Source organism: Mesorhizobium sp. WSM4898, from assembly GCF_029625845.1.
In the GTDB taxonomy this organism is placed as follows: domain Bacteria; phylum Pseudomonadota; class Alphaproteobacteria; order Rhizobiales; family Rhizobiaceae; genus Mesorhizobium.
This window is the reverse complement of sequence record NZ_JARTVQ010000002.1, coordinates 825,434-840,205: the sequence shown is the minus strand read 5'-3', so window position 1 is coordinate 840,205 and position 14,772 is coordinate 825,434. Positions and strand designations below refer to the sequence as shown.

Here is a 14,772-nt window from a genome sequence, read left to right as displayed (position 1 = left end):
CAGTGTCAGCCCGGTGAACAGCTGGTCGGCGGTGAATCCGACGAACACCGTCAGCCCCTCGGGCAGTTTCCTCAAATTGTCGAAGGTGATCAGCACCAGCGGGAAGAAACAGTCGTTCCAGATCGGCACGGCTTGACGAACATGCAAAAAAGGCAGGCGCCGATCGGCGCCCGCCTTTTCATTCTCAGGGTTTCCTCATTCTCAGCGCAATGATTACGCGGCCACGGCGATCCCGTCCGCGTTAGCAGCCGCGGCCGCGATCGCATCCACCTTGGCAGTCGCCTTGGCAAGCGCGGCGGTAACCGCGTCGGCGCCCATGCCGACGCCTTCGACGCGGATCACTTCGACGTCCGTCATGCCTAGGAAGGCAAGCACGCCGCGCAGGTAGGGGATGGCGTGATCCATCTGCACCGCGGCACCCTCGGAATAGATGCCGCCCGAAGCAAGCACGATATAGACCTTTTTGCCGGTGACCAGGCCCTTCGGGCCATTCTCACCATAAGCAAAGGTCCTGCCCGAGCGTGCGACGTGGTCGATCCACGACTTCAGCGTCGAGGAAATGTTGAAGTTGATGAAACCGGTGGCGAGGATAATTTTGTCGGCCGCGAACAGCTCGTCCAGCACTGCATCGGACACGCCGACCACCTCGGCCTGACGCGGGCTGCGCGCCTCGGCCGGGGTGTAGATGCCGGTGGCATAGTCAGGATCGATATGCGGCAGCGGATCGGCGACCAAGTCGCGCACGACAAGTGTGTTGGACGGATCGGCGGCAACCAGCTTCTGAGCAAGATCGGTGGCGACTCGGGTCGAGTGCGAGGCGGCGCCGCGCGGGCTGGAGGTAACAAGCAGTATGGACATGGCGGTATCCCCTTTGGGTTGGATTGACTTTCCCGTCCAATATGGGGTTGCCGCTCTATCCGGAAAACTGGTATTATTTGCATAGTATCCATCGAGAATGTGGATTGATCATGCAGCCAAATCCGACGCTCGACCAATTGCAGATCCTGGTGGCGGTGGCCGACACCGGCAGCTTCTCGGCCGCGGGGCGCAAGCTAAACAGGGCGCAGTCGGTGGTGAGCTACGGCATCGCCAACCTGGAAGCGCAACTGGGCCTGAAACTGTTCGAGCGCGAAGGCCTGCGCGAGCCGCAACTGACCGATGTCGGAAAGGCCATGCTGGAGGACGCGCGGCGCATGATCGGTGTGCTGCAGCGCATCCGCTCGCGCGCCGACGGCTACAGGCAAGGGCTGGAGGCGGAAGTAAACCTGTCGGTCGACGTGGCGCTGCCTTCGCCGGCGCTCGTGCGGGTGCTCAAGGCCTTCGAGGCTCAGTTCCCGGCGGTGATGCTGCGCCTCTATATCGGTTCGCTCGGCCTGATCGTCGATCAGGTCGTCAACGGCCAGTCGGACCTCGGCTTTGGCGGCCTGCAAGGCGATGCGGACGTCAATCTGCTGCGCATCGGCTTCATCTCGCTGGTGCCGGCTGCCGCACCCGACCATCCGCTGGCGAAACTGCCGAAGCCAATTGCGATCGAAGATCTGCGCGACCACATCCAGCTTGTCGTCTCCGACCAGTCGGAGCGGACGCGGGGCCGCGACTATGGCGTGTTTGCCTATCGCACCTGGCGGCTGACGGACGTGCGCACCAAGCATGCCCTGATGCGTGAGGGTCTCGGCTGGGGAGGCTTGCCGCGCTGGCTGATTGCCGACGACATCGCCAGCGGGCGGCTGGTCGAGCTCGATCTCGAGCCTTATCGCGAGGTGCGTGCGCCGATGTACGCGATGCACCGCAACGACCGAAGCCCCAAGCCGGCGGCGTCGTGGCTCATCGACGAGTTCAAGCGGCAGCTCGGCTGCTTCAACGAGCTGGAGCCGGGCGTTTGGACGGAGGAGGAGCCGGAGACAAGCCGTCCATGAGCGCCATCAGCACGGCGCGATACTCCTCGGCCGATGCGCCGGCCTCGATGGCCAAAGCCGCGCGATCGAAGGCGGCGGCCAGCACCGCGGTCAGCGCCTCGGCCGGCAGCTTGACCATCGAGCGCGCGCGCATGGCTGCGATCAGGCCTTCGCGCAGCGAGCGGTTGCCGTGGCGGTTGTCGATCTCGTCCATCGCCGCGCGGCCAAGCACGGCCGGCCCATCGAGCAGCAAAAGCCGCGTGCGGCCGGGCGCGCGCATCGCGGCGAGATAGGCGCCGGAGCCGGAGATCAAGGCATCGCGGGCCGAGAGCGAGGCGGGCGAGGCGCGGTCGATCTCCGCTGCGACGGTCGCTGCCTCCTGTTCGACGACCGCGGCGAGCAACGCCTGCTTGTCGGCAAAATGATGATAGAGCGCCCCACGCGTCACGCCGGCGGCGGCCACGATCTCCGGCGTGCCCGTCTCCGCATAGGATTTTTCCGTGAACAATTTTCGCGCCGCGCGGATCAGATCGGCGCGCGTTGCCTCGGTGCGGTCGCGGTTGGAGCGGCGTCCAGACTCTGGTTGCATACATACAGCCTGTATGTTAATTGCACTTACATACAGACTGTATGTTGGATGGCAGGAGAAAGAAAGATGAAGACGACCAGCTATTATCCGGTGCTGATGACCGGCGACGTCGCCGCCACGGCGGCCTTTTATGTCGAGCATTTCCGCTTCAAGGCGGTGTTCGACAGCGACTGGTACGTCCATCTGCAGTCGGCCGAGGATCGCCGCGTCAATCTCGGCATCGTCGACGGGGACCATGAGACGATCCCTGAGGAGGGCCGGGGACGCACGTCCGGCCTGCTGATCAATTTCGAGGTCCGCGATCCCGACGCCGTCTATGAGCGCATCGTGGCCGCAGGCCTGCCGATCCTGCGCACCTTGCGCGACGAGCCCTTCGGCCAGCGCCATTTCATCACCAAGGACCCCAACGGCGTGCTGATCGACGTGATCAAGCCTATTGCGCCGAGCGAAGAATTCCTGGCGCAATACGCCAAAGGTGCGGCCGGGAGCTAGGCCGGACAGCGGGTCTCAGTTCGTCCGCGCCACCGGCGTCACGGCGACCTGGCTGACGCCGGTGCGGCGCACGACGGTGCAGAGCGTCTCGCGACCGATACGTTCGGCGTCGAGCATGCGCACGAGATCATCGACGCCGGTGACCGGTCGGCCGTCGAGAGCGGCGATGATGTCGCCTTCCTTCAGGCCAGCCCTCGCGGCGGGGCCGTTCTTCTCGACACTGCGCAGGCGCACGGCCGTGTTGGTCGTGACCTGCGAGAGAAGTGCGGCACGGCGCGGCAGGTTGGTCGTATCGGCAGAGACGCCGATGAAGGCGCGGCGCACGCGGCCGAAGCGGATGATCTCGGAAATGACGAAATTGGCGGTGTTGGAGGCGACCGCGAAGGCAATGCCTTGCGCGCCGTGGATCATGGCGGTGTTGACACCGACGACTTCGCCAGCCGACGACACCAGCGGTCCGCCGGAATTGCCGGGGTTGAGCGCGGCGTCCGTCTGAATGACGTCGTCGATCAGCCTGCCGGTCGAGGCGCGCATTGAGCGGCCGAGCGCCGAGACGACGCCGGCGGTGACGGTCCATTCGAAGCCGAGCGGATTGCCGATGGCGATCGCGATCTGGCCGCGCCTGAGGCGCTTGGAATCGCCGAGCGGGGCGATGTCGGCGAAGCTGCCGTCGGCGCGAACCAGCGCAATGTCGGTGTCGGGATCGCGGCCAAGCACGCGCCCCTCGCGCGAAGCGCCATCCGGCATCGTGACGCGAACGTCGCGGGCGTCGTTGACGACGTGGAAATTGGTGACGACCAGCCCGTCCTGAGCGATCACGAAGCCCGAGCCATGGCCGCCGGCACCAATGCGCTCGATGCGGCACACGGCCGGTCCGATTCGATCGACGGCGTCAGCGACCGTCGCCGAGTAGGCGTCGAGCAAGGCGTCATCGGATTGGAGTTTTTCGACGGCGAAGGCCATGGGTGGGGCTCCCGTGTGATCTGGCGCAAACGATGCCTATATGTGCGGAGCGGCAGCAATTGCCGCGACCTGACCACATGGCCAGTCAGGCACTCGACTAGCCGTCAGGCGAGTATTCGCGGCGGGGCCATGGAGCGATATCTGGGTCACAGAACCCAGGAGACCATCGATATGAGCAACTTCAACCTTAGTGCCTTTTCCGATGCCGTTGCCGATGTCGCGGCGGCCGCCGCGCCGGCGCTGGCAAGCTTCGCTACGCATCACCACCGCACCGCGAGCGCCTTCCACTGGCGCGACGGCTTCTTTGTTACCGCGGAAGAAGCGGTCGAAGCCGGAGAGGAGATCGAACTGACGCTGGCCTCGGGCGAAACTGTGAAGGCCGAGCTTGCCGGCCGAGATCCTTCGACGGGCGTTGCCCTGCTGAAGCCGGCTTCCGCCGCCGGTCTGCCGCAACTGGCTGAGGCCGCTGCCGTGCGCCCCGGCAACGTGGCGATCGCCGTCGGCAATAGCGAAGGGGCAGCACTTGCGGTCTTTGGCACGGTCGGCGAGGTCGGGCCCGCCTGGCGCTCGATGCGCGGCGGCGCGATCGAACGGCGCATCAATCTGGCCATCAACGCCGGCGGCCGCTTCGAGGGCGGTCCGGTGCTCGATGCCAAGGGCGGCCTGATCGGCATGCTCTTGTTCGGGCCGCGCCGGCGGGCGCTGGTCATGCCTTACGAGACGATCGAGCGGGCGGTTGCGACGCTGCGCGAGAAGGGACATGTCGCGCGCGGCTATCTCGGTGCCGGGCTGCACCCGATCCGCAACAGCGACACCCACGGCGCCATGGTGATGAGCCTCGACGACAGCGGCCCGGCGAAAGCCGCCGGCCTGCATGTCGGCGACATCATCGTCACCTGGAATGGCGAGGCCGTGCATGGGCCGCGCGAGCTGATCCGCAAGCTCGGGCCGGACAGCGCCGGCACCACCGTGACGCTCGGTATCTTGAGTGGCGGCGCTGAGCGCGATGTTTCGATCACCATCGGCGAAAAGCCGTTGAGCTGAGAGGCCGATGGCAAGCAGCGCGATACACACGATTGCTCGACCGGAACCGGCAAGCACCCGGCTGACGGTGCTGATCGCGCTCGGCGACGCGGCCCGCGCCGAGCAACTGGTCGATGCGCTTGCGGCGAGCGAGGACCTGCTGCCGATCCTCGCCGGGAGCGGCATGGGTCAAACGGCGGATGTCGCCTTGGTCGATGAGGCTGCTTCGGAAAGCCGGGCCGTGAGCCCGGCAACGCCATGTGTGCTGCTCTCGCGCCGCGCCGGCCATGAAAGGCCGGGCGGCAATGTGTTTGCGATGCTGCCGGGGTCCGCCGACGGCCTGCTGATTGCCGCCGCCTTGCGCTTGGCGGCGTCCGGCTATCGCATCAGCCGCGCAGGACCGTCAGATCTTGGTGCACATGGCGAGTTCCACGCGGGGGTGTCCGAGGACGAGACGCCCGACGACAACCAGCCCCGCGCGGCGTTGTCGCCGCGCGAGGCTGAAGTGCTCGCACTGCTGGCGGAAGGCGCGCCCAACAAGGTAATCGCCCGGCGGCTCAACATCTCCGTCCACACGGCGAAATTCCACGTCGCCGCGATCCTGATCAAGCTCGGCGCCGCCAACCGCACCGATGCGATCGCCATCGCGATGCGGCAAGGGCTGGTGCTGGTCTAGACCCTTTCAGCACGACGCTGCGTAACCTCCGACCGGTGCGTTGGGCCTTGCGCCACGGCTGCCCGCCGCGCAAGTTGCCTCACTGTTGCAGAGGGAGCCGAGACATGTCGCTCAAGGGAAAGACGCTATTCATCTCGGGCGGATCGCGCGGGATTGGGTTGGCGATCGCGCTGCGCGCGGCGCGCGACGGCGCCAATGTAACGATTGCAGCCAAAACCGCCGAGCCGCATCCGAAGCTGCCGGGCACGATCTACAGCGCGGCCGAAGAAATCGAGCAGGCCGGCGGCAAGGCGCTGCCGGTGCTTTGCGACATCCGCGACGAGGCTCAGGTCGGCGAGGCGGTGGCAAAGACCGTCGAGCGGTTCGGCGGCATCGACATCTGCGTCAACAATGCCAGCGCCATCCAGCTTACCGGCACGCTGGAGACCGACATGAGGCGCTACGATTTGATGCACCAGATCAACACGCGCGGCACGTTCCTGGTGTCCAAAATGTGCATTCCACACCTGAAGTTGGCAAAGAATCCTCACATCCTGAATCTGGCGCCGCCGCTCGACATGAAGGCCAAGTGGTTCAAGAACCACGTCGCCTACACGATGGCCAAGTTCGGCATGTCCATGTGCACGCTCGGCATGAGCGCCGAGTTCGCCAAAGACGGCATCGGCGTCAATTCGTTGTGGCCGATCTCGACCATCGACACGGCCGCCGTGCGCAATCTCCTGGGTGGCGCCACGGTGGCTGCGATGAGCCGCTCGCCCGACATCATGGCCGATGCCGCGTGCGCGATCTTCCTGCGGCCGGCGCGCGAGGCGACCGGCAATTTCTACATCGACGATGAGGTGCTGCGGGCCGAGGGCGTCACGGACTTTTCGGTCTATGCGCCAGGCGCGGCAGATCAGCTTGCCGGCGATTTCTTCGTGCCGGACGAAGTGTTCGCCAACTCGCCGACGAAGGTCAGAAGGATCTACTGACAGCCCGCGGCCGCCTCATTCCGCGGCGCCCTTCCTGCCTTTCGACGGATTCGACGCGAATTCGAGACGCTTCCTGAGATGTTCAGGGGCGGTTTCGTCCTGATCTACGCAAGTCCGAAAACCGCTGCGCATTCTCCTGGAATTGCTCTGTGGGGTTCCGCCGTATTTCGGGCAGGTGGACTTATTTTCAAGATAAAGCCCCGCCGGAGAGGGGCGCCGGCGGGGCTCATGTGTCCCGCTGGAGTCGGGACAGGGCAGGGAACGCCCTGACTGGAATCTGGGTGCCGCAATGCGGCGATTCAATGAGCACGGCGGGATGAGCGGGACAATTCTTCTTGAATTTCAAGAGAAAGGGCCCGTCCGGATCCGGACGGGCCCAATCTTGTCGCGCTGATTCCGAAAATCGGCTCAGGACCTTGAAGTCATTGCTCGTTGCTCGCCACAGGCGCCACCAGCGAGGTGATGCGGCGGATGGCGACACGACGGTTCTCGCGGTTCGGGCTAGACGTATTCACCTTGAGATATTCCTCGCCATAGCCCTGTGTCGTGAGGTTCTCGGCCGGGACGCCGAAAGCGTTGGTCAACGCTTCGGCGACCGCCTCGGCACGCCGATCCGACAGTGCGAGGTTCGCGTCAGGCGTACCGACGGCGTCGGTGTGGCCCTCGATCAGGAAGGTCTCGGCCGGGTTCTTCTTGAGAAGTTTGTCCATGGCGGTGGCCACGCCTTCGAGCTTCTGCACTTCGGTGTCGGAAAGAGTCGCCGAGCCGAAATCGAAGTTGAGCGTGTCGAGGTCGATACGACGGGCGATGTCGCGCACGCGGGCCGAGCGCTTGACCTCGTCGATCGAGTAGAGACGCTGGACCCTCTCTACCGGCGGCTGCTCGAGGAAGGTGTAATACTCGTCCGGATCCTCGACTTCTTCCGAATCCAGGATGTAGTCCCGACGCGATATGTCGAGACGCATCGGCGGCAGGTCGTCGCCTGGATCGCGCCAGTCGTCGACATCCTGGTAATAGCGCTCGTCGACATAGCTCAGCACATATTCGCGCCCGTCAGGCGTGATGCGCGAACGCTGGACGATGTCGCCATTGCGGTTGCGGATGGTGACGATCTTGACGCCATTCTCGCGCTCCACGGTCTCGCGGGTGCGGCCGCGCGGCAGATCCTCGTAGTAGACGTCCCTGGCGCCACGGGTGATGCGAGGAGCCTCGTTGCTTTCCACGAAAGTCTGGTTGTTGAACTGGAGGATCACGCGGTCGCCGAACTGCTTCACCACATCCGCGCCCTGGGGCCGGCGGCGCTCGCGGACCACCTGCTCGGGCGTAAGCTCGATCCGCTTGCCCTTTTCCTCGGTGACCGGAACAAGCTTCTCAGGCTTGATCGCCTGCTGGGCCGCCTTGTCGTCGGTGGGCGGCGGCCCCTGATCGACCGCGGCAGGCCGCTGCTCGGCCTGATTGCCGCCCTGCTGTCCAGCCTGGTTGCCGCCTTGCTCGACACCGGCCTGGCCATTCTCGTTCTGGCCGGCCGGCTGGCGGCCCTTGCGCTTGCGAACGACATCCTTCTGGCTGTCGAGGATGGGAGCCTCGTTCGCGTTGGCAGGGGCCTCGCCCTGTGCGGCAGCGCCGGCGTTCGTGCCGCCTTCAGCCGGCTGCTCACCCGTAGCGGGCCGGGTGGTTGCTTGGCCTTCGCTGGAGGGCTGCTTGGTCGAAGGTTGCTCTCCCGTCACCGCCTGACCGGTGCCGGGCTGCTCGCCGACCGTCTTTCTGCGCTTGGTCTTGTCCAGAGGCTGTTCGCCTTCGGCCGGTGCTGCTTGCTGATTGTTTTGCTGGGGCTCGGCCTGCTGTGCCTCGCCGGCAGGAGCTTCGGTCTTCGGCGCCTGCTCGGCCGGTGCGGTCTCGGTTTGCTGCTGATCCCGCTTCTTCCTGCGCAGCTTGTCCTGCGGCGTGTTGTCGTTGGCGGGCGCCGCCTGTTCGGCAGGCTGCTCGGCCGGTGCGGTTTCGGTTTGCTGCTGCTGGCGCTTCTTCCTGCGCGGCTGCTGTTCGTCGCTCGCCGGCGCCGCCTGTTCGGCGGGCTGCTCTGCCGGCGCCGTTTCGGTTTGCTGCTGCTGGCGCTTCTTCCTGCGCGGCTGCTGTTCGTCGCTCGCCGGCGCGGCCTGTTCGGCCGGCTGCTCGGCCGGTGCGGTTTCGGTCTGCTGCTGGCGCTTCTTCTTGCGCGGCTGCTGCTCGTCAGTCGCAGCCTGTCCGCCCTGATCGGCAGGGGCTGCCTCGATCTGCTGCTGTTGATCGCGTTTCTTGCGCGGTTTGAGCTGCTGCTCCGCCGGGGCCGCCTCTTCCGCCTGGCCGGACTGCTGCTGGTCCTGCCGCTTCCGGCGCGGCTTCTGCTCGGGCTCGGCGGACTGTTCGGTCGGCGCCGATTCCGTCTGCTGCTCGCGCTTCTTTTTCCTCGGCTGCTCGGCTTGCCCCTGCTGGCCTTGCGCACATTCCTCAGCCGATTGGCCTTCGGCGCAGTTCGACTGCGCTAGGATAAACGGCGTCCCCCGCGAAGGGCCGAGATCGGCCTGCAGCGGATACGCGCCCAACGGCGCGGATGCCATTAGCAGGCCGATTGCCGTACCTGCCAGAATCCGTGGTTGGCGTTTCATATCGATTTTCTCCTACTGGGGTCCCATCCCTGCCCAAACTTTCAACAGCATCAATTGGTTCCGCCGGGCATTGTTGTCAGCCAAGGATGCCCGGCCGGCCTTTTGAAGGCAATTTCGTGTTTTTCTAATGTTGATAATGGGTCCTGTGACAGCAGTGCTTGACCGAGAGGTCCCGGAGGGCCAAATCCAGCGGCATGAATGCGCCATTTTGGAAAACCAAGACTCTCGAGGCCATGACCCCGGCCGAATGGGAATCACTATGTGACGGCTGCGGCAAATGCTGCCTGTCCAAGCTCGAGGACGAGGATACCGGCGAAATCTATTGGACGAGCGTCGGCTGCCGGCTGTTCGACGCCGAAAAATGCCTTTGCTCGGATTATGCCAACCGGCTGGCGCGCGTGCCCGATTGCGTCGGGCTGACACCGCAGAATGTGCGCACCATCACCTGGCTGCCCAAGACATGCGCCTACCGGCTCATCGCCGAGGGACACGACCTCTATTGGTGGCACAAACTGGTTTCGGGAAGCGCGGAGACTGTGCATGAGGCCGGGATCTCGATCCGCGGCCGGGTGAAGGCCAAGGAAACGGATCTCGCCGAACCGGACGACTATTTTGATTATGTGCTTGATGACGAACCCTGACGGCTTCGCATCTTGAAACTCGAGGGAACTGGGGCCGCGGTGACGCGTTCCCCGCGTCAGATTTGGAAGTGCATTCGGGTGAGGGGTTTTGCCTTTCTTCCACATGAACCGGACATGAACGGCCGGTTCGCACAAAGTTCAGACACAAAAAGGCATTTTGTAATCATTGGTTCGCCAATCATCCGTTCAAGGGCGAGAGGCCCACAACAAGGAGAGAGACAATGTTCAACCAGATCAAGACGGCAGCCCTTTCGGCCCTTGTCGGGCTTTGCACGCTCGGCGCCATCCCGGCGGCGCATGCGGACAGCCTCTATCTCGGCTTCGGCAACAATCACGATCCGCGCTTCGGCGTCTACACCGGCGATGATGGCTATTACCGCCGCGATCGCGACTGGCGCCGCCGCGGCTGTTCGCCGGACCGCGCGCTCGACAAGGCCGAGCGTATGGGCCTGCACCGCGTCCGCATCGTCGACATCAGCCGGCGAACGGTGAAGGTGGCCGGCCGTCAGTATGGCGACCGCGTGGTGGTGGTCTTCGCCAACGAGCGTGGCTGCCCGATCATCTATCGCTGAGGCTTTTCTGGAGCCTGCGAGGACAGGTTGGGCATGATCCTCTGCAGGACCAGCTGACCTTCTGCGAGGTCGGGAGCAGGATGACTCTCGCCGATGTCACCTGTGAGTAGTGGAGCCCCTTCGGCCAGTGCTGAAGCGCGGCTCAGATAAACCCCGGAGGATCGGTCCTCCGGGGTTTTGTTTTTGTCGGATTACCAAAGCGGCGGGCAAGCTATTTCAGCTCGAACGTGACGGTCACCTGGACGGTGTAGGAATTCTCGCCGGCCTGCACCGGCACGGCGGCGCGGGCGGCATCGAAAGCCTTGGCGTTCAACGGCATCGGCGCCGGCGCGACGTTCTGGTCGGTGATCTCGATCACCTTGCCAAGGTTGACGCCGGCGGCCGCGGCGAGCGTCTTGGCCTTGGCGAGCGCGTCGGCAACCGCCTTCTTGCGCGCCTCGGTGATGGTGGCCTTCGGATCATCATTGGTGAAGGCGATGCCGCCGCCCTGGTTGACCCCGAGCGACACCGCCTTGTCGAGGATGTCGCCGGTCTTGTCGACGTCGCGCACGCGCACCGACAGTGTGTTCGTCACCTGGTAGGCAACGAGTTCGGCTTCCTGGCTGCCGTCCGCCTTGTTGGTGTAATTGTAGCGCGGATTGATCTGGATGCCGGCTGTCTGCAGGTCGCGATCGGCAATTCCGGCCGATTTCATCGCCGCGATCACGGCCGCCATGGCATCATTGTTGGCATCAAGCGCGGCGCGCGCGGTCTTTGCCTCACGCATGACGTTGAGCGTCAGGATCGCCATGTCCGGCGCGACAGTCGCTTCGCCTTCGCCCGAGACGACAATTCGCGGAGGCGGCTGGGTGTCGGCGGCGCTTGCCAGCGCCGGAAACGCGATCGCGGCAGCGAGCGCGACAGGCAAAAGATATTTGGTCATGAAAACTCCTCGAAATCTGCGATCCGGTATCACCTCTGCCCAGACTCGAAAAAGGCATCGATTCCCGGCGTTGCGGGCAGTCCGGACCAGTTCACGCGCCTGATGGCGCGCACACCGCTGTACGGAGCGAATATGAGCTGATTTTGGCATTTGCCGCCAGCGCTTTCGAAAGCCTTGTGCCGGGCGGCGAAAAACACTAAGCCAGCCCGCGTGGGGCCTGTAGCTCAATGGTTAGAGCCGGCGGCTCATAACCGCTTGGTTGGGGGTTCGAGTCCCTCCGGGCCCACCATTATCGTTATTTATCAATGCTTTATAGGGTGGTTCGCCACGAGGTTCGCCAACAGGTTCGCCAAGCATCGGCTTGCGCGTCACGAGCCGCACGACTCGATCCATCCCCTGTACCGCCAGCCGAACCTGCGATGCTTCGCGTGAATAGAGCTCGGCATGGTCGATGTCATCGTGTCCCAGCACGTCCATGAGCTGTCTGGTCGAGGCCTCTGCCTCCGCCAGATAAACACCGAGCGACTTCCTCAAACCATGCAGGGTCAGGCCCTTCGGAAGATCGGCAAGCTTGCACCAATGCGCCATCATTCCAGTCAGTGACTTGGCGGAGAAGGGCTCGCCATAGCCGTTCACCAGGACGGTCTCGCCGCGCCTGTCGGCAGCATCCAGGATCTCGGACAACATCGGTGTGATCGGCACGAAAAGCCGCTTGCCGCCAGTTCGTCCCTTGTTCTTGCCCTGAACGATGTCAAACCCGTCAAAGTGACGCTCGACACCATCGATGAAGACACGGCGGGTCACCCTCTGATCCCAGCGCAGGCCCGCGACATCGCCGCGACGGTTGCCCAGCCAAAGCGCCAAGCCGTAGCAAGTGCGTGCCGCGGTGCCGAGCTGCCAACGGTTTTCGAATTGCGCCATCGCTTCGCGCGACCAAGCTTTCCAACCGGCATAGGCGGGACGCCATTCGACCGCCGCTGTGGGATCGATTTCGATCCAGTCTTGCCGCAGCGCGACATAGACCAGCTTGCGTATGCCCACCAGCAGATGCTTGGCCTTGTGGGGCGTGGCGATGAAGCGGCCAAGAAGCTCTTCAATATGGATACGTCGAAGGTTCTTTACCGCTACATCCCGCCAGATGAGCGGGTGATCTGCGACCACCCGGAGTTCCAGGAACTCTTCAATCAGCTGCGTGTTCTTGCGCTTGCTGGCTTCGTCCAGCGCCAGCCACTTGACCGAGATCTTCAACCGTTGAAATGCCGCTCCAAACGTGCCGGGCAGGGCGGCTCCAGGCATACGGACGACGGGAGCCTTGGGGACTTTCCGGCCCTCGACCGCTGCTTGGTAGGCCTCCTTGAAACCCGCCTGATTGGGGGCCGGCAGACTAACCACACGCTCCTTCGTCCGATAGCGCCAGCGAACTTTGCCATGGCGGTCGGTGTAGGAGGAGAGGCCGGGATATTTGTCGGTCATGGCAGAATGAATCTATTCCCTGCGATGATTCCCTTGCAACAGGAAGTCGACGATATTTTCTTCATCGTCTCCAGGTAGTTCGAAGGCCGCTTCGAGTTTGAGCCGATCCCAAATCACGCGACCGTCAACTTTCTTCGGCTTCGGCATCCGGCGGTCAGCCACCATCTGGTCGAATTTGGTTATTCCCACGCCCACATATCGGGCGGCTTCCTCGCGTGAGAGGCCGCGAGGAGGGTAGGAGAGGCTGTCGCTTTTCATAACCTTAGCCGCCCGTATTTGCCGCAAACTCTATATTGGGCTTCCCTGCAGAAGTCCGGATCTAGATTGTTATGGCGATGGCCGAAAGGGACCTGAGCGGTCCATTCGGAGGATTGCGGTCTGGGGGTATGAACGGGATGGATCGGCAGCCTAACTGCCCCCGAGATCGAGCTCAGGATGCGTTATCGCCGATCCTTGAGGCGAGAGTGTCGATTTCGCAACCTTACGATCGACGCGATGGGCAGGAACTCGCCCACGGTGGATGGCATGAACTGGTGGTAAGATTTCAAAGCCGCTTAGCGGCGTCTACGGATGCGAACTGGCTGGTGTCCTAAGTTGCCCCATGCAAGCTAGAGCGCGGATGATTGCCAATGGCTAGCGCTGCCATACCCCTCCAGCGCATGCTGAACGCCGGATATTAGTAGCGATCGAGCGGTGGATTTCGCACGCCCTGAAATCACTTTCGGATAGATGGCGCCGAGATACTGACTGATTAGCGGTTTGGGAATCGTATGTCTGTCCAGAGCTTCGACGAGGCGCTGAACTGCGGTCTGGGCTATCGGGGAGTGCCAATAGTAGCGAATACGATCGCTGTAGCTAAAATGCCGTTGGATTTGCTGCCGGCTTGGCATTCCATGATAGTGTGCCGTCCAATCTGCCGGCCGATCTAGCATCAGACGTTCCATAACTACGCTGACGCGTTTAGCGGGCTCGAGTAGCCCAAGCTCGACCGCGATCGAATCAAGGCCGTACAGTGTTTCGCGCAACGCGAAAGTGAGACCCGGACCGACTTTCAAAATACCGAAGCCATCGCGGACCAGCGCTGCGAGCGCCTCCGGAGGCTGATAGTCGGTTGAGTGAGCCTCGAAGACGAAACCTGGGATTTGGCTGAGCGCTTCCGCAAGCGCGGCAGCCTTGTCCGGCTGGTAGATGGCCACATTGTCACTGTCGAATTCCACGCCTGGCTGAACGACGAGACCAACGCACCGCATGAATGCGTCGGCGATGCCCGCGGCCCGAAATGCGTGATTGTGTAGCTCAACTGTGCGGACAGCATCCTCCGGTCGGGTCACTTCAATAGCACCCAGGGTTTCGCGGGCGCCCCCAGGCACGGGCACTTCGGTCCCGATGATGTAGACCGGCTTGGGTAGGCCCGCCTCCCGAGTGGCTGCTTCAGCGATCGACGCCAAGCGCGCCGCGCGCGCGGCAACCACGTCCTCCTGCGGCGCAGGGCTTGCGTCGTCGCCTATGGCCATGCTCGTGTCCAAATGCAATTTGCTGAAGCCTGCCCGTGCGTAGCTTTCGATCATCGCATCAGCCTTCGCCATCGCGACTTCCGCCGGCAACGTCCTCCACGGATTGGGTCCGAGATGGTCGCCGCCCAGCATCAGGCGATCAATGGGGAAGCTGATCTTCTTAGCAATGGTCTCGACAAATTCGCGAAAAACGGCAGGTGTCATACCTGTGTAACCGCCATCCTGATTGACCTGGTTGCAGGTGGCTTCAATCAAGACTGGTTCATCGGTGGTGAGCCCGCTCAAGAGGGTTGCCTCGATCACCAATGGATGAGCCGAGCAAACTGACGTTATGGCCCGTGGCCGCCCATTCGCGACCTCGTTGGCTAGGAACATCAAAGGGTGTTCGCTCACGCGGCT

At 63.5% G+C, this 14,772-nt stretch carries 15 protein-coding genes, 1 tRNA gene and 1 pseudogene; 9 read left to right on the top strand and 8 right to left on the bottom strand.

All coding sequences use genetic code 11. The features are described 5' to 3' along the window. Positions 1-213: 213 nt before the first annotated feature. A complete protein-coding gene (locus tag P9228_RS11465) occupies positions 214-858 on the bottom strand; it encodes an FMN-dependent NADH-azoreductase (protein WP_095801606.1) in 645 nt (214 codons plus the stop codon). 110 nt (positions 859-968) lie between these two features. Here P9228_RS11465 and P9228_RS11460 point away from each other — a divergent pair, with 110 nt between their 5' ends. After that, the gene (locus P9228_RS11460) at positions 969-1,916 is read left to right on the top strand and encodes a LysR family transcriptional regulator (RefSeq protein WP_067326806.1); all 948 of its coding nucleotides are present in this window, start codon (positions 969-971) and stop codon (positions 1,914-1,916) included. Here P9228_RS11460 and P9228_RS11455 read toward each other — a convergent pair. Beyond that, a complete protein-coding gene (locus P9228_RS11455) occupies positions 1,858-2,484 on the bottom strand; it encodes a TetR/AcrR family transcriptional regulator (protein WP_127216855.1) in 627 nt (208 codons plus the stop codon). The two genes, P9228_RS11460 and P9228_RS11455, sit on opposite strands and share 59 nt — an antisense overlap. A gap of 66 nt (positions 2,485-2,550) precedes the next feature. Here P9228_RS11455 and P9228_RS11450 point away from each other — a divergent pair, with 66 nt between their 5' ends. Beyond that, the gene (locus P9228_RS11450; RefSeq protein ID WP_095801821.1) at positions 2,551-2,976 is read left to right on the top strand and encodes a VOC family protein; all 426 of its coding nucleotides are present in this window, start codon (positions 2,551-2,553) and stop codon (positions 2,974-2,976) included. Between the two features lie 15 nt (positions 2,977-2,991). Here P9228_RS11450 and P9228_RS11445 read toward each other — a convergent pair whose 3' ends face one another. After that, positions 2,992-3,939, bottom strand: a complete 948-nt coding sequence (locus tag P9228_RS11445; protein WP_278053486.1) for a trypsin-like peptidase domain-containing protein — start codon at positions 3,937-3,939, stop codon at positions 2,992-2,994. A gap of 171 nt (positions 3,940-4,110) precedes the next feature. Between P9228_RS11445 and P9228_RS11440 the strand changes: the two genes are divergently transcribed. The 3 genes from P9228_RS11440 to P9228_RS11430 all read left to right on the top strand — a co-directional run bounded on the left by P9228_RS11440 (position 4,111) and on the right by P9228_RS11430 (position 6,609). Next, entirely contained in the window at positions 4,111-4,983 is an 873-nt protein-coding gene (locus tag P9228_RS11440) for a S1C family serine protease (RefSeq protein WP_067326816.1), read from the top strand. A 7-nt stretch (positions 4,984-4,990) separates the two neighbouring features. After that, positions 4,991-5,638, top strand: coding sequence for a helix-turn-helix transcriptional regulator (locus P9228_RS11435; protein WP_278053483.1), 648 nt, complete (start codon positions 4,991-4,993; stop codon positions 5,636-5,638). Positions 5,639-5,742: 104 nt separating this feature from the next. Next, entirely contained in the window at positions 5,743-6,609 is an 867-nt protein-coding gene (locus tag P9228_RS11430; protein ID WP_278053482.1) for an NAD(P)-dependent oxidoreductase, read from the top strand. 422 nt (positions 6,610-7,031) lie between these two features. Here P9228_RS11430 and P9228_RS11425 read toward each other — a convergent pair whose 3' ends face one another. Beyond that, positions 7,032-9,251 carry an OmpA family protein gene (locus P9228_RS11425; RefSeq protein ID WP_278053481.1) on the bottom strand — a complete coding sequence of 740 codons (2,220 nt, stop codon included), beginning with the start codon at positions 9,249-9,251 and terminating at the stop codon, positions 7,032-7,034. Positions 9,252-9,445: 194 nt separating this feature from the next. On the opposite strand from P9228_RS11425, the gene P9228_RS11420 reads away from it, so the two are divergent. Both P9228_RS11420 and P9228_RS11415 read left to right on the top strand, forming a co-directional pair. After that, positions 9,446-9,892, top strand: a complete 447-nt coding sequence (locus P9228_RS11420; protein WP_066994651.1) for a YcgN family cysteine cluster protein — start codon at positions 9,446-9,448, stop codon at positions 9,890-9,892. 221 nt (positions 9,893-10,113) lie between these two features. Next, entirely contained in the window at positions 10,114-10,464 is a 351-nt protein-coding gene (locus P9228_RS11415; RefSeq protein ID WP_067326832.1) for a hypothetical protein, read from the top strand. Between the two features lie 211 nt (positions 10,465-10,675). Here P9228_RS11415 and P9228_RS11410 read toward each other — a convergent pair whose 3' ends face one another. Continuing rightward, positions 10,676-11,386, bottom strand: coding sequence for an SIMPL domain-containing protein (locus tag P9228_RS11410; protein ID WP_278053478.1), 711 nt, complete (start codon positions 11,384-11,386; stop codon positions 10,676-10,678). A gap of 213 nt (positions 11,387-11,599) precedes the next feature. Between P9228_RS11410 and P9228_RS11405 the strand changes: the two genes are divergently transcribed. Next, positions 11,600-11,675: transfer RNA gene (locus P9228_RS11405), tRNA-Ile, on the top strand. A 191-nt stretch (positions 11,676-11,866) separates the two neighbouring features. Here P9228_RS11405 and P9228_RS11400 read toward each other — a convergent pair. Continuing rightward, a pseudogene (locus P9228_RS11400) lies at positions 11,867-12,250 on the bottom strand (tyrosine-type recombinase/integrase); the annotation flags it as partial. Between P9228_RS11400 and P9228_RS11395 the strand changes: the two are divergent. Continuing rightward, on the top strand, positions 12,152-12,937 hold the full coding sequence (locus P9228_RS11395; protein WP_278053477.1) for a hypothetical protein: 786 nt from the start codon (positions 12,152-12,154) through the stop codon (positions 12,935-12,937). The pseudogene P9228_RS11400 and the gene P9228_RS11395 sit on opposite strands and share 99 nt — an antisense overlap. On the opposite strand, the gene P9228_RS11390 is transcribed toward P9228_RS11395, so the two are convergent. Together P9228_RS11390 and P9228_RS11385 are read right to left on the bottom strand one after the other, a co-directional pair. Then, positions 12,872-13,117: a hypothetical protein gene (locus P9228_RS11390; protein ID WP_278053475.1), complete on the bottom strand. Its 246-nt coding sequence runs from the start codon at positions 13,115-13,117 to the stop codon at positions 12,872-12,874. The two genes, P9228_RS11395 and P9228_RS11390, sit on opposite strands and share 66 nt — an antisense overlap. A gap of 350 nt (positions 13,118-13,467) precedes the next feature. Further along, positions 13,468-14,748 (bottom strand): D-tagatose-bisphosphate aldolase, class II, non-catalytic subunit, encoded by a 1,281-nt coding sequence (locus P9228_RS11385; protein WP_278054054.1) that lies wholly within the window; start codon positions 14,746-14,748, stop codon positions 13,468-13,470. Between the last annotated feature and the right edge of the window lie 24 nt (positions 14,749-14,772).

Coding starts and splice junctions, on each gene's coding strand:
- P9228_RS11465 (WP_095801606.1), bottom strand. CDS start 858: ATGTCCATACTGCTTGTTACCTCCAGCCCGCGCGGCGCCGCCTCGCAC.
- P9228_RS11460 (WP_067326806.1), top strand. CDS start 969: ATGCAGCCAAATCCGACGCTCGACCAATTGCAGATCCTGGTGGCGGTG.
- P9228_RS11455 (WP_127216855.1), bottom strand. CDS start 2,484: ATGCAACCAGAGTCTGGACGCCGCTCCAACCGCGACCGCACCGAGGCA.
- P9228_RS11450 (WP_095801821.1), top strand. CDS start 2,551: ATGAAGACGACCAGCTATTATCCGGTGCTGATGACCGGCGACGTCGCC.
- P9228_RS11445 (WP_278053486.1), bottom strand. CDS start 3,939: ATGGCCTTCGCCGTCGAAAAACTCCAATCCGATGACGCCTTGCTCGAC.
- P9228_RS11440 (WP_067326816.1), top strand. CDS start 4,111: ATGAGCAACTTCAACCTTAGTGCCTTTTCCGATGCCGTTGCCGATGTC.
- P9228_RS11435 (WP_278053483.1), top strand. CDS start 4,991: ATGGCAAGCAGCGCGATACACACGATTGCTCGACCGGAACCGGCAAGC.
- P9228_RS11430 (WP_278053482.1), top strand. CDS start 5,743: ATGTCGCTCAAGGGAAAGACGCTATTCATCTCGGGCGGATCGCGCGGG.
- P9228_RS11425 (WP_278053481.1), bottom strand. CDS start 9,251: ATGAAACGCCAACCACGGATTCTGGCAGGTACGGCAATCGGCCTGCTA.
- P9228_RS11420 (WP_066994651.1), top strand. CDS start 9,446: ATGAATGCGCCATTTTGGAAAACCAAGACTCTCGAGGCCATGACCCCG.
- P9228_RS11415 (WP_067326832.1), top strand. CDS start 10,114: ATGTTCAACCAGATCAAGACGGCAGCCCTTTCGGCCCTTGTCGGGCTT.
- P9228_RS11410 (WP_278053478.1), bottom strand. CDS start 11,386: ATGACCAAATATCTTTTGCCTGTCGCGCTCGCTGCCGCGATCGCGTTT.
- P9228_RS11390 (WP_278053475.1), bottom strand. CDS start 13,117: ATGAAAAGCGACAGCCTCTCCTACCCTCCTCGCGGCCTCTCACGCGAG.
- P9228_RS11385 (WP_278054054.1), bottom strand. CDS start 14,748: ATGTTCCTAGCCAACGAGGTCGCGAATGGGCGGCCACGGGCCATAACG.